The organism is Bradyrhizobium sp. AZCC 1721 (assembly GCF_036924715.1).
In the GTDB taxonomy this organism is placed as follows: Bacteria; Pseudomonadota; Alphaproteobacteria; order Rhizobiales; family Xanthobacteraceae; genus Bradyrhizobium.
The window spans coordinates 6,294,398-6,309,197 of record NZ_JAZHSB010000001.1; the positions used below are offsets into that span (position 1 = coordinate 6,294,398).

Here is a 14,800-nt window from a genome sequence, read left to right on the forward strand (position 1 = left end):
CCCGGGCATATTTGGATTTGATCATTATGCGCTGCCTCGTTGTTGCCGATCTGCATTATTCGCTGCCGCAATTTGACTGGCTGCTTGCGGCGGCTCGTGAATTCGACGTGGTCATCTTTGCCGGCGACGCGCTCGATATCTCCTCTTTCGTCGACTTCCGCGCGCAGATTCTGGTGGTGAAAAATACCTGTCGCTGCTGTCCCAAGAGACACGCGTCATTCTCTGCTCTGGCAATCACGATCTCGATGACCGCAGGGCCGAGGGCGAGAAGATCGCGCGCTGGATCGGTGACGTCCGCGAGCTCGGGATCGCCTGCGACGGCGACAGCCTGACCATCGGCGGCACGCGCTTCACGGTGTGTCCGTGGTGGGATGGGCCGCTGCTCAAGAGCCGCATCGAAACCCAGCTTCGTGAAGCTGCGCTCGAGCGGGCGAAACGCTGGATCTGGGTGCATCACGCGCCGCCTGCGAATTCGCCCACGAGCTGGGGCGGCAAGCGGTTCTTCGGCGACGTCGAACTGGTGCAATGGATCGCGCAATACCAGCCGTCGATGGTGATATCGGGCCATGTGCATCAGTCGCCCTTCATCCCCGACGGCGCGTGGTTCGACCGCCTCGACACGACCTGGGTCTTCAACACCGGCCTGCAGCATGGCCGTCCGCCGGTCTATATCGTGATCGATCTCGACGAGAGCGCAGCATTCTGGATTGCCGCCGGTGAAGCGCAGCGCATCGATTTGCGCGCGCCCTTGCGGCGGCCGGCGAAAACGATCGAGACGCCGCCGCCTTGGCTTATATCTTTGGGTCGGATCGCCGATCCGCTTTTCTCCTCATCGACAAGCGCCGGAGAAGTTCGAAAAAGGCCCGTGTGACAGCGCAGGACTGCACCCGTATCGTTCGTTGGACGCTCGTGGGTCCTGCGCTACGAAGTACGTGGCCCGCCACTCGGCCACCGCGCGACCATGCACGGAGCAGCACATTGAAGGTGGCTTGTGTGATGGCTGTTCTGGTAAGCAGCAGCCGATTACCGCATGCCGAAGCCGAGCTACGCGGTTTTGGCTTCCGCGCACCGCGGCAAGCTGGTAAGATTTAGAACGCACCTGCTCACCGGAAGCCGATCACGCCACGTTATGTGAAGTGATGTGCAATGGTTCCGAAAACGCAATACGCAAAGAGCGGTGATGTTCGCATCGCCTATCAGGTTGTCGGCGAAGGGCCGTTCGACCTCGTGTTCGTTCCCGGTTTCATTTCCAACCTCGATGTCGCTTGGGAAGAACCCTATCGTGCGCGAGTCTGGACCCGCTTGGCGGCCTTCGCCCGCCTGATCATGTTCGACAAGCGCGGCACCGGGCTTTCTGACAGGACGGTTGGCGTGCCAACCCTGGAAGAGCGCATGGATGACGTTCGCGCCGTCATGGATGCCGTGGGCTCGGAGCAGGCCGCCCTGTTCGGCATCTCCGAAGGCGGCGCGATGTCAGTCCTGTTCGCGGCCACCTACCCGGAACGCACCCGAGCACTGGTCCTGTATGGCGCCTATGGCCACTTCCGCTCGTGGGTTTTGCCGCCGGACGAAATCGAAGGCGCCCTGGAACGCATGGAGAAGAATTGGGGGACCGGCGAGAGCCTCCGTTTGTTCGCGCCCAGCGTGGCATCAGATGAGACGTTCAAGCTGGCATGGGCCCGCTTTGAACGTCTCGGTGCAAGTCCCTCTGCGGTCGTCGCACTTATGCGAATGAACAGCGAAATCGATGTCCGTCCAGTCCTACCGTCGATCCAGGTGCCAACGTTAATCATTCATCGACAAGGGGACGTTCGCGTCAACGTTGAAGCCGGCCGGTTCATGGCCCGGCAAATCCCCAACGCAAAATATCTTGAACTGCCCGGCAGCGATCACCTGTTGTGGACTGGCGAAACAGAACGGGCATTGGATGAGGTTGAGGAGTTTCTGACAGGGTCGCGGTGCGCAATCGAATCTGATCGCGTGCTCGCCACCGTGCTGTTCACTGACATTGTGAACTCAACCAAGCGTGCCGAGACGATCGGGGATCGCGCATGGCACGACGTGCTTGACCGGCACAACGCTCTCGTGCGGCGGGAGATCTCGCGACATAGAGGGCATGAAGTAAGGACAATGGGAGACGGCTTCCTGGCAACCTTTGACGGGCCGGCTCGATCAATCCGGTGCGCGCTGGCGATCAATGAGGGCGTTGAAGCGCTTGGGCTGCAGGTGAGGGCCGGCCTTCACACCGGCGAGATCGAAATCACCGATACTGATCTGAGCGGCATCGCGGTCCACATTGCATCACGCGTTGCGACGATGGCAAAGCCCGGGCAGGTTCTGGTGTCGAATACAGTCCGTGATCTTGTCGCAGGCTCGAACATCCGGTTTCACGATGAAGGCAGTCATTCCCTCAAGGGCATCACAGAAAGCGTTAGATTGTTCGCAGCCGAACGTTAGTGGCGCAACGCGCGCGTTGCGCAACGAGTTGTCGTGTTGCAAGACAGATGCTGCGCGAATTTTTGTCGCCGGCTCCCGTTCAATTTGCCGGCGTCGTCGATCATATCAGCCTGGTTGTTGCACGTGATTTTTCGATGAGCCCGCAGCCCAATACCGCATCCCGCAAATATTGAATGGCATTTTTTTAGCAGTAGTCCAAAATCCGACCAGCCGCCAGCCAGAACAGTTCGGTGGAGCCAATGCAGCAGATTGCAGACTGGCTCGAGAAGCTTGGACTTGGACAATACGCGTTGCGTTTTGCCGAGAATGGAATCGATATCGGTGTCCTTCCCGAGCTGACGGATCAGGACTTCGATAGACTCGGAGTCCTGCTGGGCCATCGCCGCAAGATGCTGCGCGCGATCGCCGAACTCAAGCAAGTCGAATTAGTCGACGAGCCGGCTCGTCGGCATGATGCCGAGCGACGCCACCTCACCGTGATGTTCTGCGATCTGGTCGGCTCGACTGAGCTGTCTGCTCGCCTTGATCCAGAGGACATGTGGGAGGTGATCCGCGCCTATCGGACGGCCTGCGCCAGAGTTATTACCACCTACGACGGCAGCATCGCCAGGTTTGTCGGCGACGGAGTGCTCGCCTATTTTGGTTACCCCCGCGCGCACGAGGATGACGCCGAGCGCGCCGTGCGAGCCGGGCTCGACATGATCGCCGCAATAAGGCCGCTCGAAACGCGCGCGGAACAGGTTGAGGTGCGGATCGCGATCGCGACTGGACTTGTCGTGGTGGGCGACCTCATCAGCGGAGGCGCGTCGGAGCAGCAGGCGATGGTCGGCGATACGCCGAACATCGCCGCCCGGCTCCAGGGCCTGGCTGAGCCGGGGGCGGTTATCGTCGCTGCTTCGACGCGCGAGCTGCTTGGAGAATTGTTCAATTTCCGTGGCCTCGGCCTGCGCCAGGTCAAGGGCATCTCCGAACCCATCGCGGTCTGGGCGGTCGAAGGTGGGGCGGCGTCGGAGAGCCGCTTCGAGGCGGTGCGCACGGCGCGCTCGCTGGGCTTTGTCGGCCGTAAGGCAGAAATCGAATTCGCGCTCTCGCGCCAGCAGTTGGCGTGGCAGGGGCAAGGTCAGGTGGTGTTGATTTCCGGCGAGGCCGGGATCGGCAAATCGCGCCTGGTCGCAATGCTCTGCGAGAACCCTGTGTTGGGGGCACACTGCCGGGTGCGGTATCAGTGCTCGCCTTACCACATCAACAGTGCGCTTCATCCCTTTGTCGCTCAACTCGAGCGCGGCGCCGGTATCAGGTCACAGGACACGCCCGAGCAAAAGCTCGACAAGCTTGAGGCAATGCTTGCACTTGGAACGCAGCAGGTGGCCAACGCGGCACCGCTGATCGCAGCACTTCTTTCGATCGCAACGGGCGAGCGCTATCCGCCGATCGGCTTGAATCCGGTGCAGCAGCGGCGACAGACGTTCGCCGCCCTCCTCGATCAGCTCGAGGGTTTGGCCCGGCAGCAACCTGTGCTGATCGTCTGCGAGGATATGCATTGGGCCGACGCCACGACACTTGAGCTGTTCGATCTCGCGGTCGACCGGATCAGGGGCTTGCCGATCCTCGCGCTCATGACTTTCCGGCCCGAGTTCGAGCCGCCTTGGGCGGGTCTCGCCAATGTCAGCCTGCTGCGGCTCGACCGACTTGACCGGCAGGACGCGCGCACTCTGATCGAGCAGGTGACCGTCGGTCGACAGCTGCCAGGCGAAATGATGACGCGGATCATCGACAGGACGGATGGCATCCCGTTGTTTATCGAGGAACTGACCAAGACAATACTGGAATCCGGACTGCTGGTGGAAGATGCCGGGCGCTATCGCCTTGATCGTCCGCTACCGCCACTCGCCATTCCCGCGACGCTGCAAGACTCGCTGATGGCGCGCCTTGACCGACTGGCGCCGGTCAAGGAAGTGGCACAGATAGGCGCCGCCATTGGCCGCGACTTCTCATACACATTGCTGCGGTGTGTGGCAGGGCGCGATGATCTGACGCTGAACACCGCGTTGAGGCAACTGGAAGAGGCCGAACTGCTATTGCGCCGCGGGACGCCGCCGGAAGCGAGCTACAGCTTCAAGCACGCGCTGGTCCAGGAAGCGGCGTATGAGAGCCTGCTCAAGAGCCGCCGGCAACTGCTGCACAAACATATTGGCGATGTGCTGCGCGATCAGTTTCCGGCCGTCGCCGAGACCGAGCCCGAAGTCGTGGCCTATCACTTCACCGAGGCGGGACTCGACGGGGTTGCTCTCGATTGGTGGCTCAAGGCAGGCCAGCAGGCGCTCAAGCGCTCCGCCTATACCGAGGCAATCGCGCATCTCGGCAAGGCAATTGCAATTGCCGACGGGCTGCCGGATGACCCGGGCCGAACCATGAGCCGGCTTCATCTTCAAATTATCTACAGCCGCGCGCTGCGGGGCAGCCTCGGGCACAGCGCCCCCCAAACCGTCGCCGCGTGGACGCGCGCCCGGCAATTCGCGGCTGATATCAATGATCCGGTTGAGCTGGCGCCGATCTATTCGGGATTGTTCAATGCCTGTCTGACGCATGGCGAGATCGCGCCGATGTGGGAGTTGGCGGATGCAACCATGAACGCCGCCAATAGGCACCCGGACTCCCCAGTGGCCGCAGTTGTCGCGCATTGGACAAACGGGGCGACCTGCTGGTTCGGCGGCGACTATATGAACGCGAGAACGCATCTTGAGCAGGCGCTTGCGACCTATGGTGCGGAACCGAATCTGGAGACCTTCAGGGCTTCAACGCTGGACCTGCCGTTCGTCATCATGAGATTTCTTGCTCTGGTGCTTTGGCCGATCGGACAGATTGATCGCGCCCGCCGGCTCGCCGCGGAAGCGGTGCGTTCCGCGGGAGAAAAGCGAGCGCTCTCCCAAGCCAATGCGCTCGTCCATAAGGCGGTTTTCGACGGACTGTGCGGCGGGCCGTTACAGCAAACAGAGACAATCCTTGCGCTCGCCCTCGCTCGCGACCATACGATGCCGTTGTATGTAGCCGCGGGCACATATCTCACTGGCCTTGCAAAGTGGCGCGCCGGCGACCGAGAGGCCGGGCTTGCGGAAATGCGTCGAGGTTGGACCTTGCTGCATGAGAATGACTGTTACCTTTGCGAACCCTTTTGGGGAATGCAGGTTGCCATGGCGAATGCAGCGGCAGGACAAACGGACGCTGGGTTGGAGATACTGCGCGAGTTGATCGACGTGACAGAACAGTCTGGTCAGCATTGGCTCGATGCCGAACTGCATCGTGCTCGGGGTGAGCTTCTGTTGCGTCGCGACCCGACGAACCTCTACGGGGCTGAAGGCGCCTTTAACCGGGCGCTTGAGATAGCCCGAAGCCAGCAGACGAAAGCTTTCGAATTGCGCAGCGCAATTGGACTTGCGCGTCTTTGCATCAACAACGGCCGGGAAGCGGCCGGATCCGAGGTGGTCGCGCGAGCGCTCGTCGATTTTGAAACGGGGCAAGACTTCCCCGAAATCGAACAGGCGAAGAAACTGCTCAGGAAAAGCCGCTAGCCGATGCTACCAATGCAGCTAGAGTCTGGAGTCGGATTGCCGATCCGAGCCTGGCGAAACCTGCGTCGGCGGCAGGTTGATCATGCTCTGCAGGAGTTCGCCGACCATCGAGAGATGGTTACCGTGGTCGCCATACTGATGCATGAGATCGGCGAGATAGGTGGTCGCGACATTGAGGCGCTGCGCAAGCAACCGCGCGATCAAGAGCGCCACCGCCGGCTGGTCGCGCAGGAACGCCGCGGCGTCGTCGAACTCGTAGACCACAGAATCGGAAGCGGCGCGCACGGTCGCTGTATGGGGCTGCTCGAGCAGCACCGACATTTCGCCCAGCATCGCCCCCGGCTCGCTGAGGACGGCCACGACGCTGTCGCCCTTGATGACCTCAAGCCGCCCTCGGATCAGGACAAAGAGATGCCCGGTCTTGCCGCCCTCGTAAATGAGAACGGTGCTGGCCGGCACCTCCCGTTCCACTCCTCCGGTGCAATAGTCCAGTACCGCGCGCATTGGCATCATCTCCGCTCCAGCCAAGACTAGGCACTGATGATGCCAACGTCGAACGGATAACGTGCGCTTCGCTGCTCAAAATGTCGGCACGGAGCGCCCAGCGTCGGCGCGCGCTGGCGCAGCCCACGACCGAACATCAGATCTTTTCGAGCATGGCGGCTTTCAGCTTGGCGATGCGCGCTTCGTCGCGCTTGTAGAACGTCCACTGCTTGACGCGCTTGGCGCTCACCAGTCCCGCCTGCGACAATATCTTCAGATGCTCGCTCACGGTGGGTTGGCTGACGCCGAGCTTTTCGGCAATCAAGACCCCGCACACGCCGTCCTTGACGAGGTCGCCGTCGACCTGCGGGCGAAAATGCGCCCGGGGGCGTTTCAGCCATTCCAGGATCAACAGCCGCCGATCGCTGGCGAGCGCGCGAAAAGCAGACTCGACGTCATCCTCGAAAGAAGCCATATTGCTAATTAGCTAAATGACTAATTCATGTCAATCGAGCCTTGATCGACAAAGCCTTGGGAGTCGTTGCAATGGATGCCTCAGCGGATGTCGTAACGTCGGAATTGATCGTCCAATGCGAGCGGCTGATCCGGCCCTTTATCCGGCGGACGCCGGTCGTCGAGGTCGATGGCGCCGAGTTTGGGCTTCCCGGCCGTACGCTGACGCTCAAGCTCGAGCTTCTTCAGCACTCCGGCTCGTTCAAGGCGCGCGGCGCTTTTGCCAATTTATTGACCCGCGATGTGCCGCAGGCGGGCGTCGTCGCGGCGTCGGGCGGCAACCATGGCGCGGCAGTCGCCTATGCCGCGATGAAGCTCGGCAAGCCGGCCAAGATTTTCGTTCCGAGCGTCTCGTCGGCTGCGAAGGTGCAACGCATCCGCGACTATGGCGCCGACCTCGCGATCGAAGGCGACCGCTATGCCGATGCGCTCGCGGCAAGCGAGATATGGGCGCAGCAAACCGGCGCATTGCCGGTGCCGGCCTTCGACCAGAAGGAAACCATCACGGGACAGGGAACGATCGGCCTTGAGCTCTCGGAGCAGGCACCGAATATCGACACCCTGCTCGTAGCTGTGGGCGGCGGCGGGCTGATCGCCGGGATCGCGGCCTGGTATGCCGGCCGCATCAAGGTGGTCGGCGTCGAGCCGCTTGCATCGCCCACGTTGACCAGGGCCCTTGAAGCCGGCCATCCAATCGATGCCGAGGCCGGCGGGCTGGCTGCGGATTCGCTTGCGCCGCGGCGCGTCGGCGAACAGGTCTTCCCGATCGTCCAGAAATATGCGCGACAATCCGTACTGGTTTCCGACGCCGCAATCGCCGACGCACAGGCGACGCTTTGGCGCGCCTTGCGCATCGTTGCAGAGCCGGGCGGCGCAGCGGCGTTCTCCGCGATCCTGTCGAGCGCCTACAAGCCCGCCGCCGGCGAACGCATTGCAGTCGTCATCAGCGGCGGCAACACCGCCGCTGTCGATTTCGACCTCGCTGCTGACAGCCGATAGGTCGTGCCCCAGTTATCTGCGTCCCCGCCGTGCTTCACGGGTCGCATGGTGCGACAGCTCGCCATGTTTGGAATCGCTCTAAACTATAGCGTGGAATCCTTCTAAATCGAGCCGTTCGCGACATCCGGTCGCTGACGGCACCATGGCCGCTGCGCTACTGAGACGGGCATCTTCATCAGCTTTGTCGGGCAGCCCCATGATCAATATTCGCGCTACCGCCGCAACCGCAGCGTTGCTTTTTCTTACCGCGTTCGGAGCCTCGACGGCGTTCGCCGACGGCGAGGTCAACGTCTACACCTACCGTGAAACCAAGCTGATCCAGCCGCTGTTCGATGCCTTCACCAAGGACACCGGCATCAAGGTCAATGTCGTCTCCGCGAGTTCTGGTCTCGAGCAGCGCATGAAGGCGGAAGGCGCCAACAGTCCCGCCGACGTACTGCTGACGGTAGACATCGGCCGCATCGACGAGGCCGTGCAGGCCGGCGTCACCCAGCCGATCAAGTCGGTGGTGATCGACGAGATCGTGCCGGCGCAATATCGCGATCCGGACGGCCACTGGGCCGGCATTTCGATGCGCGCGCGGGTGATCTACGCCTCGAAGGACCGCGTCAAGCAGGACAAGATCACCTATGAGGAGCTCGCCGATCCCAAGTGGAAGGGCAAGATCTGCATCCGCTCCGGCCAGCACATCTACAACAACGGGCTGTTCGCGGCGTATACCGCCAAATACGGCGAGGCCAAAGCCGAGGAATGGCTGCGCGGCGTCAAGGCCAACCTGGCGCAGAAGCCCTCCGGCGGCGACCGCGAAGTCGCGCGCGATATCGCGGCCGGCAAATGCGACATCGGTGTCGCCAACACCTACTATTGGGCGCTGATGATGAACAACGATCCCGAGAAGAAGCCGTGGGCGGAAGCAACGAAAGTGGTCCTGCCGACCTTCGAAGGCGGCGGCACCCATGTCAACCTCTCCGGCGTGCTGCTGGCCAAGCAGGCGCCCAACAAGGCCAACGGCGTCAAGCTGATCGAATGGCTGGTCGGTGAAAACGCGCAAAAGATCTACGCCGACTCAAACTACGAGTATCCGGTTCGCGCCGGCGTCGCCGTCAATCCGACGATTGCAGGCTACGGCAAGCTCAATGCCGACCCGCTGCCGATCGCCAAGATCGCCGCCAACCGCAAGGCGGCCTCGACGTTGGTGGACAAGGTCGGATTCGATAATTGAACGGCTGCTAGCTTCTTTGAAGTAGAACCGTGAGCACGCACCACGCACCGCTGCGTTCCCTCCCCCCTTGCGGGGGAGGGTTAGGGAGAGGGGTAAGCCACACGGGCAGCATCGCTCGCGGCCAGCCCTCTCCCCCGCTCTCCCCCGCAAGGGGGGAGGGAGCCCACCTGCACAAGCGGAGAGGCCTTAGCCCGCTTCGTGTGCGGACGTGAGTCCCGTCACGCGCCCGGGCCGCATCGCGGCAGCGATTGCGGTTGCGACCGCCATCCTCGTCGCAGCCCCCGTCATCTCGATCATTGCGCTCGCGCTGCAGCCGGCGCCTGACGTCTGGCAGCACCTGATCGACTACGTGCTGCCGGCCACCATCCTCGACACCGCGCTCCTGCTCGGCGGCGTCGCTGTCCTGTCGCTTGCGATCGGCACCGGCACGGCGTGGACGGTTTCGCTGCATGAATTCCGCGGCCGGAAAATGCTGATATGGCTGCTGCCGCTGCCGCTTTCGATCCCGACCTATCTCGCGGCTTACGTCTATGTCGACCTGTTCGAGCCGCTGGGCCTGGTGCACAAGACACTCGCGCACTGGCTTCCACTGCAGGACGCCGTGCGCATGCTTCCGAATTTGCGCTCGCTGCCGGGCGCGGTCGTTGTGATCGCGCTGGTGCTTTACCCCTACGTCTATCTTTCGGCGCGCACGATGTTCCAGTACCAGAGCGCGGAGTTCGCCGAGGCCGCGAAGACGCTCGGCGCCAGCCGCTGGACCACCTTCTGGCGTATCTCGCTGCCGATGGCACGTCCCGCGCTGGCGGTCGGCGTCGCGCTGGTATCGCTGGAAACGCTGAACGACATCGGCGCCAGCGAATATCTGGGTGTCCGTACCCTCACGGTGTCGGTGTTCACGACCTGGCTCAACCGCGGCAGCCTCGCCGGCGCCGCGCAGTTGTCCTGCTTCATGCTGGCGATCGTGGCCGGCCTGATCGCAGTCGAACGTTACGGACGCCGCAATGTCACGACGGAGTTTTCCGCCGAAAGCCCGCGGCTCACGCCGCGGACCCCACTCGCCGGCATCAAGGGCGGATGTGCATTCGCGGCCTGCCTGCTGCCTGTGGTGCTGGGATTCCTTGTGCCGCTATTGTACCTCGCGCAGCAGAGTTTCAAGCGCGGGCTTTTTGCCAATTTCGACGCAGCGCTGTGGCGCGATGCATTCAACTCGGTCGCCTTCGCAAGCATTGCCACGTTGACCGCGCTGCTGCTCGGCTTTGCGACCATTCTCGCGTGGCGCTGGCGGCCGAATGGGTTGCGCTTGGTCGCAATGAACATCGCGCAGACCGGCTACACGCTGCCGGGGCTGGTGCTGGCGCTCGGCCTGCTCGCACCGGTGCTCGCCATCGACAACGGACTGAACGCACTCGCCGGATGGCTTGGACGATCGCTGCCGGGATTGATCGTGGTCGGCTCAGGTGCTGCCGTGGTGATCGCCTATGTGATCCGGTTTCTGGCGGTGCCGACCGGATTCATCAAGGCAGGGTTCGAGCGGATCCCGCACGACTACGACGACAGCGCACGCGCCGCCGGCGCCGGCCAGACTACGACGATGCGGCTGATCCATCTGCCGCTCTTGCGCCCCGCCATGCTCGGCGCGGTCATCGTCGTATTCGTGGATTGCCTGAAAGAGTTGCCGGCGACGCTGCTGTTGCGGCCACTCAACGTCGAAACGCTGGCGACCTCGATCTACCAGTACGCCAGCCGCGGCAGTTTCGAGGAAGGCGCGCTTGCCGCGCTCCTGATCGTTGCCGCCAGTATCGGCCCGGTGGCGTGGCTGACGCGATTTTCGGACGTACCGGCCGGGCCGGCGTGAAGTTGAGATTTCCGTCGTCCCTGCGAACGCAGGGACTCATAACCACCGGCCGTTGTTGTTACGAAGGCAACTGGCCCCAGCGCCAAAAACGAGAGGCCGCGGAGTATGGGTCCCTGCGTTCGCAGGGACGACACGCGTCTAAATTCCGCGCACAAATCGCCGGAAGCCCGGCGAACCGGTCAACGCTTCGAACGCCGGATCGCGTTTTTCTTCGGCGAATGCAAAACCCGCCTTCGCATAACACCGTTCCGCCGCCTCGTTGCCGATCAGAAACGAGATCGATGCGTGATTGAAGCCCGCGGTCTTTCCGGCAGCCAAAGCATGCCCGATCAGCGCCTGCACCAGCCCGCGCCCGCGATATTCCGCCAGTGTGGCGACATGTTCGATCAGCCAGTCGCCCTCGCCGCCCTGCACCCAGCAATTCGCTCCATAGGCGCCGCGCCGGAAGATCGCCTTCAGATCGACGGCGCTCAGCCCTATCGCGGTCGCCACCTCCTGGATCGCCGCCCGCGCGGCGGTCTCGGTGCCTTTAGCGGGCAGCGCGCAGAGCGATGCCGCCGGCTCACCCTCGACTTCAGCGACGATGAATTGGGTGATGTGCCACCACGATTGCGTTGGCGCGATCGCGATGCATTCGACGAACGCAAGGCATTGCGGCTCGTCCCAGCCAAGCGCGATGTCGAACCAGCCGCGCGGGAACGGGCCGCGCTGCGAGGACAGGATGTTGCGGGCAATGAAGCTTGCGTCTTCGGGACGCGCGGGACGGATCGCAAGTTGCGACCGCCCCGCCATCACGTTAAGCGTTCTTCAGCGCGACGCGGAACTCGGCTTCGGTCTTTGCCTTTACCTCATCCAGCGTCACGCCATCGGCGAGCTCGATCAGCGCCATGCCGTCCTTGCCGTGCTTGTCGATGGTGAAGACCGCAAGGTCGGTCACCACCATGTCGACCACGCGCTCGCCGGTCAGCGGCAGGTCGCATTTCTTCAAGAGCTTCGGGCCGTCCTTGGCGGAATGCTCCATCACCACGACGACGCGCTTGACGCCGGCGACGAGGTCCATCGCGCCGCCCATGCCCTTCACCATCTTGCCGGGGATCATCCAGTTGGCGAGGTCGCCGTTCTGCGCCACCTGCATCGCGCCGAGGATCGAGAGATCGATATGCCCGCCGCGCACCATGCCGAACGAATCCGCCGACGAGAAATAGCTGGTCGACGGCAATTCGCTGACCGTCTGCTTGCCGGCGTTGATCAGGTCGGCGTCCACCTCGTCCTCATAGGGGAACGGGCCCATGCCGAGCATGCCGTTCTCGCTCTGCAGGCTGACGTCGATGCCTGCAGGGATGTAGTTCGAAACCAGCGTTGGAATGCCGATGCCGAGATTGACGTAATAGCCGTCGCGCAGTTCCTTCGCGGCGCGCGCCGCCATCTGTTCGCGGGTCCAGGCCATCAGATTTCTACTCCCGTTGCCGCCGCGGACGCGCTCGATGGGCGCGGGCGGGTGTTGCGGAACTCAATGCGCTTCTTGGCCGTGCCGACCTCGATGATGCGTTTGACGAAAATGCCGGGCGTGTGGATGTGGTCGGGATTGAGTTCGCCGGCCGGAACCAGGTGCTCGACCTCCGCCACCGTGATCTTGGCGGCGGTCGCCATCATCGGGTTAAAATTGCGCGCGGTCTTGCGGTAGATCAGGTTGCCGGCGGTGTCGCCCTTCCAGGCGTGGACGATGGCGAGATCGGCGAACAGGCCGCGCTCCATGATGTATTTTTCGCCGTCGAACTCCTTCACTTCCTTGCCCTCGGCGATCAACGTGCCGACGCCGGTCTTGGTGTAGAACGCCGGGATACCGGCGCCGCCGGCGCGGATGCGTTCGGCCAGCGTGCCCTGCGGATTGAACTCGAGTTCCAGTTCACCGGCGAGGTATTGCTGCGCGAACAGCTTGTTCTCGCCGACATAGGACGAGATCATCTTTTTGATCTGGCGCGTCTCCAGCAGCCGGCTCAGCCCGATGCCGTCGACGCCGGCATTGTTGGAAACCACCGTCAGATTCTTGACGCCGGAATCGCGGATCGCGTCCGACAGGGTTTCGGCGATACCGCACAGACCGAAGCCGCCGGACATGATCATCATGCCGTCCTTGAGAACGCCGTCGAGTGCCGATTTGGCGTCGGGATAAACCTTGTTCATGCAAATAAGACCTGATGGAGGGAACGGCCGAAGGCCGGCATGAGCGGATTATTAGGCGAATTTTTCGCGGTGCGTCAATGCGCTCAGCCGCCAATAACGCCCTTCAGACCGGCATACAGGGACCCGGCCGCGGTCCCCAAGATACCCACCATGGGCCCGGCCGCCGTCATCAGATCCTGAATGATCCGAGCGCGGCGGCGCAGGTGCTCCGCGCCGACATGCCGACCGACGAGCAGGCCTGCGGCCTTGTAGGCAAGCGGGTTGGGCTTGCCGCCGCCCTGCGTCACCGTTTTCGGCAGCACATCGACAATCAGGAAGCCGAGAATGTTGCCGGTCGCGAAAGCGAGCGCGATGCTGGCGGTATATTCGATCACCTCTCGCCATTCGATCCAAGGTCCGGGCACGATCGGAACGTTGTCGTTGATGCCGGTTACGGTGAGCATGCATGTCACGGCGATCGCCGCCGTCAAAAGCCCGACCGCAATAGCGCCGCGCCATCCGATTTTCAGATGCGAATGCATCAGGAAGCCAAACGGCAGCGGAATGACCACCGAAGCAAGCCGGAGATAGAGCGGGGTAATGTCCAAGATGATAGTGATGAGGGTGTGAGCGGCCACCAGCAGGATGACCGGGATCAGGACATAGGCAAGCGAATGAACGCCGTAGTATCGCAAAGGGGACCGAATCCGCTCGATGCGGGCATTGGTCCGATCGAGTTCACGCTGCAGGGCGTCGAGTTCGATGACGATTTTCTCGATCTCGATGATGACAGGGCGCACGATCCGCAGATCCCGCGAGCAATGTTTGCAGACGACTGCCTCATCCTTGATCGTTTCGGCGCAGAACGGGCATTCCATCAGGCTGACCGATTTTTTCTGCGGCGCCTGAGCGCCTCGACTTCGCTCTTCGCGCGCTCCAGTTCGAGGCGCAACGTGTCGCGCTTGCGCGCCAGTTCGTCACGCTCCACCATCAGCGATTGCGGCACCGCGATCTCCCGCGAGCAGGAGCCGCACACCAGCGCCTCGGGCGGATTTTCCCTCGCGCAGTATGGACAGGCGGCGCTCAGGGGACGACCTTCAGGATAAAGCTCGTAGTCCCGACACGCCCGTCGGTGTCCTTGATGTCGACCCGCACCATGTGCTCGCCAGCCGGCAGTTCGACCTCCGGCATATCAATCCCGCGCGGCCCAACGAAGGATTTGACCCGCGACGTGAGATCGACGTTCGGGGTCCGGAGATAGGTCATCTTGACCGAATCCGGATCGATCTTGGCCCCGCCATAGGGTTCGAATTTGAGCTGAAGCCGCATCGGAGACCGGAGCTGCCCGCCGCCGGTCAGGAGATCGACCTTGGGTCCCCGCGTGATTCCGCGCCGCTCGGCCGCGACCGCGCCTTTCGGCGGCGGCAGCGCGGCTTCCTCGGCCGTGATCAAAACCTGCGCCGCTTTCGCCGGCAGCGCTCCGGCGGCGATAATCGCAATACTTCCCAGCAAAAACCGCAAGCCGCAGATACGCACGAT

General features: G+C 62.7%; 14 protein-coding genes and 1 pseudogene. 7 read left to right on the forward strand and 8 right to left on the reverse strand.

Annotation, left to right across the window (positions count from 1 at the left end; all coding sequences use genetic code 11):
- Nucleotides 1-26: 26 nt before the first annotated feature.
- The 4 genes and pseudogenes from V1273_RS30040 (at nt 27) to V1273_RS30055 (ending at nt 6,026) form a co-directional block, all read left to right on the forward strand.
- Nucleotides 27-871, forward strand: a pseudogene (locus tag V1273_RS30040) (metallophosphoesterase family protein).
- A 275-nt stretch (nt 872-1,146) separates the two neighbouring features.
- A complete protein-coding gene (locus V1273_RS30045) occupies nt 1,147-2,457 on the forward strand; it encodes an adenylate/guanylate cyclase domain-containing protein (protein WP_334411768.1) in 1,311 nt (436 codons plus the stop codon).
- Between the two features lie 47 nt (nt 2,458-2,504).
- On the forward strand, nt 2,505-2,630 hold the full coding sequence (locus V1273_RS30050; protein ID WP_334365004.1) for a hypothetical protein: 126 nt from the start codon (nt 2,505-2,507) through the stop codon (nt 2,628-2,630).
- A gap of 66 nt (nt 2,631-2,696) precedes the next feature.
- The gene (locus V1273_RS30055) at nt 2,697-6,026 is read left to right on the forward strand and encodes an adenylate/guanylate cyclase domain-containing protein (RefSeq protein WP_334411769.1); all 3,330 of its coding nucleotides are present in this window, start codon (nt 2,697-2,699) and stop codon (nt 6,024-6,026) included.
- A gap of 18 nt (nt 6,027-6,044) precedes the next feature.
- Here V1273_RS30055 and V1273_RS30060 read toward each other — a convergent pair whose 3' ends face one another.
- Both V1273_RS30060 and V1273_RS30065 read right to left on the reverse strand, forming a co-directional pair.
- The gene (locus V1273_RS30060; RefSeq protein ID WP_334411770.1) at nt 6,045-6,530 is read right to left on the reverse strand and encodes a Crp/Fnr family transcriptional regulator; all 486 of its coding nucleotides are present in this window, start codon (nt 6,528-6,530) and stop codon (nt 6,045-6,047) included.
- Between the two features lie 136 nt (nt 6,531-6,666).
- On the reverse strand, nt 6,667-6,984 hold the full coding sequence (locus V1273_RS30065; RefSeq protein ID WP_247518417.1) for an ArsR/SmtB family transcription factor: 318 nt from the start codon (nt 6,982-6,984) through the stop codon (nt 6,667-6,669).
- 71 nt (nt 6,985-7,055) lie between these two features.
- Between V1273_RS30065 and V1273_RS30070 the strand changes: the two genes are divergently transcribed.
- The 3 genes from V1273_RS30070 to V1273_RS30080 all read left to right on the forward strand — a co-directional run bounded on the left by V1273_RS30070 (nt 7,056) and on the right by V1273_RS30080 (nt 11,098).
- On the forward strand, nt 7,056-8,021 hold the full coding sequence (locus V1273_RS30070; protein ID WP_334411771.1) for a threonine/serine dehydratase: 966 nt from the start codon (nt 7,056-7,058) through the stop codon (nt 8,019-8,021).
- 196 nt (nt 8,022-8,217) lie between these two features.
- Nucleotides 8,218-9,243 (forward strand): Fe(3+) ABC transporter substrate-binding protein, encoded by a 1,026-nt coding sequence (locus tag V1273_RS30075; protein WP_334411772.1) that lies wholly within the window; start codon nt 8,218-8,220, stop codon nt 9,241-9,243.
- Nucleotides 9,244-9,451: 208 nt separating this feature from the next.
- On the forward strand, nt 9,452-11,098 hold the full coding sequence (locus V1273_RS30080; protein ID WP_334411773.1) for an ABC transporter permease: 1,647 nt from the start codon (nt 9,452-9,454) through the stop codon (nt 11,096-11,098).
- A 138-nt stretch (nt 11,099-11,236) separates the two neighbouring features.
- Here the strand turns inward: V1273_RS30080 and V1273_RS30085 are convergent, their stop codons facing one another.
- From V1273_RS30085 to V1273_RS30110, 6 genes are all read right to left on the reverse strand, one after another.
- Nucleotides 11,237-11,890 (reverse strand): GNAT family N-acetyltransferase, encoded by a 654-nt coding sequence (locus V1273_RS30085; RefSeq protein WP_334369026.1) that lies wholly within the window; start codon nt 11,888-11,890, stop codon nt 11,237-11,239.
- Between the two features lie 4 nt (nt 11,891-11,894).
- On the reverse strand, nt 11,895-12,545 hold the full coding sequence (locus V1273_RS30090; protein ID WP_334365013.1) for a 3-oxoacid CoA-transferase subunit B: 651 nt from the start codon (nt 12,543-12,545) through the stop codon (nt 11,895-11,897).
- On the reverse strand, nt 12,545-13,282 hold the full coding sequence (locus V1273_RS30095) for a CoA transferase subunit A (protein ID WP_028350172.1): 738 nt from the start codon (nt 13,280-13,282) through the stop codon (nt 12,545-12,547). Before V1273_RS30095 ends, V1273_RS30090 begins: the two co-directional genes overlap by 1 nt.
- 83 nt (nt 13,283-13,365) lie before the next feature.
- On the reverse strand, nt 13,366-14,061 hold the full coding sequence (locus V1273_RS30100; protein WP_334411774.1) for a hypothetical protein: 696 nt from the start codon (nt 14,059-14,061) through the stop codon (nt 13,366-13,368).
- A 77-nt stretch (nt 14,062-14,138) separates the two neighbouring features.
- Nucleotides 14,139-14,267: a hypothetical protein gene (locus V1273_RS30105; protein ID WP_334411775.1), complete on the reverse strand. Its 129-nt coding sequence runs from the start codon at nt 14,265-14,267 to the stop codon at nt 14,139-14,141.
- 77 nt (nt 14,268-14,344) lie between these two features.
- Nucleotides 14,345-14,797 (reverse strand): hypothetical protein, encoded by a 453-nt coding sequence (locus V1273_RS30110; protein WP_334365016.1) that lies wholly within the window; start codon nt 14,795-14,797, stop codon nt 14,345-14,347.
- Nucleotides 14,798-14,800: the final 3 nt, after the last annotated feature.

Coding starts and splice junctions, on each gene's coding strand:
- V1273_RS30045 (WP_334411768.1), top strand. CDS start 1,147: ATGGTTCCGAAAACGCAATACGCAAAGAGCGGTGATGTTCGCATCGCC.
- V1273_RS30050 (WP_334365004.1), top strand. CDS start 2,505: ATGCTGCGCGAATTTTTGTCGCCGGCTCCCGTTCAATTTGCCGGCGTC.
- V1273_RS30055 (WP_334411769.1), top strand. CDS start 2,697: ATGCAGCAGATTGCAGACTGGCTCGAGAAGCTTGGACTTGGACAATAC.
- V1273_RS30060 (WP_334411770.1), bottom strand. CDS start 6,530: ATGCGCGCGGTACTGGACTATTGCACCGGAGGAGTGGAACGGGAGGTG.
- V1273_RS30065 (WP_247518417.1), bottom strand. CDS start 6,984: ATGGCTTCTTTCGAGGATGACGTCGAGTCTGCTTTTCGCGCGCTCGCC.
- V1273_RS30070 (WP_334411771.1), top strand. CDS start 7,056: ATGGATGCCTCAGCGGATGTCGTAACGTCGGAATTGATCGTCCAATGC.
- V1273_RS30075 (WP_334411772.1), top strand. CDS start 8,218: ATGATCAATATTCGCGCTACCGCCGCAACCGCAGCGTTGCTTTTTCTT.
- V1273_RS30085 (WP_334369026.1), bottom strand. CDS start 11,890: ATGGCGGGGCGGTCGCAACTTGCGATCCGTCCCGCGCGTCCCGAAGAC.
- V1273_RS30090 (WP_334365013.1), bottom strand. CDS start 12,545: ATGGCCTGGACCCGCGAACAGATGGCGGCGCGCGCCGCGAAGGAACTG.
- V1273_RS30095 (WP_028350172.1), bottom strand. CDS start 13,282: ATGAACAAGGTTTATCCCGACGCCAAATCGGCACTCGACGGCGTTCTC.